Genomic DNA, 3,237 nt, shown 5'->3' with positions numbered 1-3,237 from the left:
GGATTTTCGATTTGCCGTTGCTCTTGGTCAAAATAAGCAACTCTGGCTTGCGGGCCTCAAATCGTGCCGATTCCGGTAGTTCGGAAAGTTTAAGAGATCTTGCTTTGTTAGGTTTGCTGAGCAGGCCAAGCCCTCCCTCAGCGCATGGTCTCAGCTCATAGTCGCCTTCAATAGGCACCAAGTCATATTGGTGATAACCCATGAAGGTAAAATTATGTCTGTTAACCCAGTCAAGGAACGCAATCGCTTCTTCTCGATGAGCTTTATCGACCGGTAGCTCTGCCGTTTTCAACTCTTTGACGATGCCCTGCATTTTGCTCTGCATGCCTTGCCAATCATTGACGACTAAATCTACATCTTGCAGCACTTGTTCTAGTTCTTCTTTTAGTGCTTTCATCTCAGATTTTTCGTTGAGACGATCCACTTCAATATGGAAAAGGGTCTGAAGATCACCATCTTTGCCACACGCTTCACTGATCGCACCGCTTTCATTCCGTTTAAAGAAATATGGGCCATTCAGCATAAGGTGACTTGTAATACCAAGGCGGGTTAAGGTCATGCGGACTGAGTCCACAAGGAAAGGACGGTCAGGTGTTACGATTTCGACGACGGTATGCGTTGACTGCCAGCCATAGCGGCTGAGCGTCGGGTTATATACACGTACTGAAATTTGATCTGGTTTATTTTGCGCAAGATGGTGCCACAAACTCAATACAGCACCATATAAGTCAGATTCATTCCTTTGAAGCAGATCATCATCTGCCAGTTGACCTAGTAATCTTTGAGCAAAAACTTCTACTAATGCCTGCTGAGGGGTCTCAATCTTATCCTGGATTAAGCCATACACTTTCTCAAGCAGTACCGGCACTATAGGGTCAGGTGCGGTCATAGCAAATGCTCCATTGTTATATCTATTATCGATCTAGTATAGGGTTTTATATCAATCCCATGTGCGGTTTGGGGACTTAAAGCGCATAGGATCGGTATTCTTTCCGTGAGTGCTATTGTAGGGCGTTTTGTTGCGAATTGGTTACGTTAATAACACTGTTTCGGAAAGAAAAAATCGAATATGTGACTAAGGTTAAGATTTTGGCTGGATGGAACATCTGACATTGGTGAAAAGACCAGCTAACGCGATTATTCGCCCTGTAAATTGGTCTAACCAATTATTTCTACGATTATTTTTTCTTATATCAAACCCTAATTTTATTTGCATACCCGTAGAGAATACGGGAGATTTGATCGTTCTTCATCAATAGAGCCCTGCCCCAAACGTTAACAAGATGTAACGCAAGGCATTGCTATTATCCAATTCTCTCCAAGGTATCTAAACGGTTTTGATTGTTCACCGTAATACGAAAGCGACCTTTTACTCCCAACTGGCTTAAAAACGGCCGAAAACGCGACGCCGGAAGCTGCAATTTTAAGCCACTGTCGGTAACAACCAACACGGTACTGGCAGCACCAGAGTAATGGTCAAGATAGGCCTGATAAGAGATATAAACTGAGAAGGTATATGATTTCATTTATCGTTTTTCCTGGTAATGAAGCCCTAGTCTCTTCTGAACAAAACAATAAGAAAAGCCTCCTATATAAGGAGGCTCTCAATCTTATCGGTATCGCGATTTACTGTTCTAGTGCTTTCTGGACTTTCTCGAACAGGTCTTTAGCTAAATTCTCCAGCTGAGACAGTTTCTCGAGTTCTGCACGCATCAGTGCCTGTCGCTGCTCATCATACTGACGATACTTCAGGAAAGGTTCAATCAGGCGTGAAGCAACTTGCGGGTTGCTGGTATTCAGCGCCGTCAGGATCTCCGTCAGGAACTGATAACCGGAACCGTCTTTTGCGTGGAAACGTACAGGGTTGTTCGCACAGAAACTAGCAACCAGGCTACGGGTACGGTTAGGGTTCTTCAGATCAAATGCGGCATGAGACATGGTATTGCGGACATTTTCCAATGCGTTCTCTGCCGGGTTCTTGCCCTGCAGAATGAACCATTTGTCCATAACCAGACCATCGTGTGTCCACTTCTCGCTAAAGTCTGCCATTTGCGCTTCACGGCAAGCAAGACCTGCATTATTCGCCGCCGACATCGCAGCCATGGTGTCTGTCATATTATCTGACTGTTTGTACTGCTGGGCGGCAAGCTTGTCGCCGTTTTCAGTATTAGCCAGATAAGACAAACACGTATTTCGCAATGCACGCTTCGCCATCGCTTCATGGGAAATACTGTACTCTGCCTGAGCAAGAGTATGGTATATAGCCGATAGTTCATCTTCCATTTCGCTTGCCAGTACCGCTTCAAGCTGGCTCACTACCACATGGATTGCATCAACATCAACCGTTTTGTACCAACCCGCAATCTCATTCTCGCTTGGCAACGTCAGCATTTCGGCAATAAATGCAGGATCCAGTTTCTCGTCAAGCAACACACCGCGGAAAGCATCTACAACAGAAGCCGGTAGTTCGAAGCTTTCACCCTGCTGAACACGCTTAACATTGTCACGGATGTATTTCGCCAACAAAATCTGACCTGCATCCCAACGGGCGAACTCATTGCGAGCATGAACCATCAAGAACGCCAGCTCATCGTCAGAGTAGTCGTATTCGAGCACAACTGGAGCCGAGAATTCACGCAGCATCGAGATAACTGGTTTTTCTTCAACGTTATCAAACTCAAAGACTTGTTCAGCTTCAGTAACATCAAGTACATGATGCACTTTTTCACCGTTACACTGTAACTCAATGACATCACCGCGGCTGTTATATAGCTCGATATCGAATGGAATATGTAAAGGAAGCTTCTCTTCCTGGCCAGCTGTCGGCGGTGTATGTTGTTTCACCGTGACGCGGTAACGCTTACTGTCAGTATCATAATCCGTTGCTACGTTGACAATTGGCGTACCAGCCTGGCTATACCAACGACGGAAACGAGATAAATCAACGCCAGAAGCATCTTCCATCGCCTGTACGAAATCATCACAAGTCGCAGCCGTGCCGTCATGACGTTCAAAGTACAACTTCATCCCGGCCTGGAAGTTCTGCTCGCCCAGCAAGGTGTGCATCATGCGGATAACTTCACTGCCCTTCTCATACACTGTAAGCGTATAGAAGTTGTTCATCTCAATCACTTTTTCCGGGCGGATTGGATGAGACATTGGGCCACGATCTTCAGCAAACTGTGGACCACGAACAACACGAACGTTGTTAATACGGTTAACCGGACGCGAGCCCAG

At 45.8% G+C, this 3,237-nt stretch carries 2 protein-coding genes and 1 pseudogene; all 3 read right to left on the bottom strand.

All coding sequences use genetic code 11. The features are described 5' to 3' along the window. Positions 1 to 889: pseudogene (locus MHN01_RS21720) on the bottom strand (NAD-glutamate dehydrogenase domain-containing protein); the annotation flags it as partial. Between the two features lie 415 nt (positions 890 to 1,304). Beyond that, the gene (locus MHN01_RS21715; protein ID WP_239413384.1) at positions 1,305 to 1,526 is read right to left on the bottom strand and encodes a DUF2835 domain-containing protein; all 222 of its coding nucleotides are present in this window, start codon (positions 1,524 to 1,526) and stop codon (positions 1,305 to 1,307) included. Between the two features lie 100 nt (positions 1,527 to 1,626). Continuing rightward, the coding region (locus tag MHN01_RS21710) for a DUF3458 domain-containing protein (RefSeq protein ID WP_239413382.1) at positions 1,627 to 3,237 on the bottom strand (1,611 nt) is incomplete at its 5' end.

Source organism: Photobacterium sp. OFAV2-7, assembly GCF_022347985.1.
Classification (GTDB): domain Bacteria; phylum Pseudomonadota; class Gammaproteobacteria; order Enterobacterales; family Vibrionaceae; genus Photobacterium.
This window is presented reverse-complemented; position numbering and strand designations above follow the sequence as displayed.

Bases quoted from the DNA above. Each gene is read 5' to 3' on its own strand.
- MHN01_RS21715 (WP_239413384.1), bottom strand. From the start codon at position 1,526: ATGAAATCATATACCTTCTCAGTTTATATCTCTTATCAGGCCTATCTT.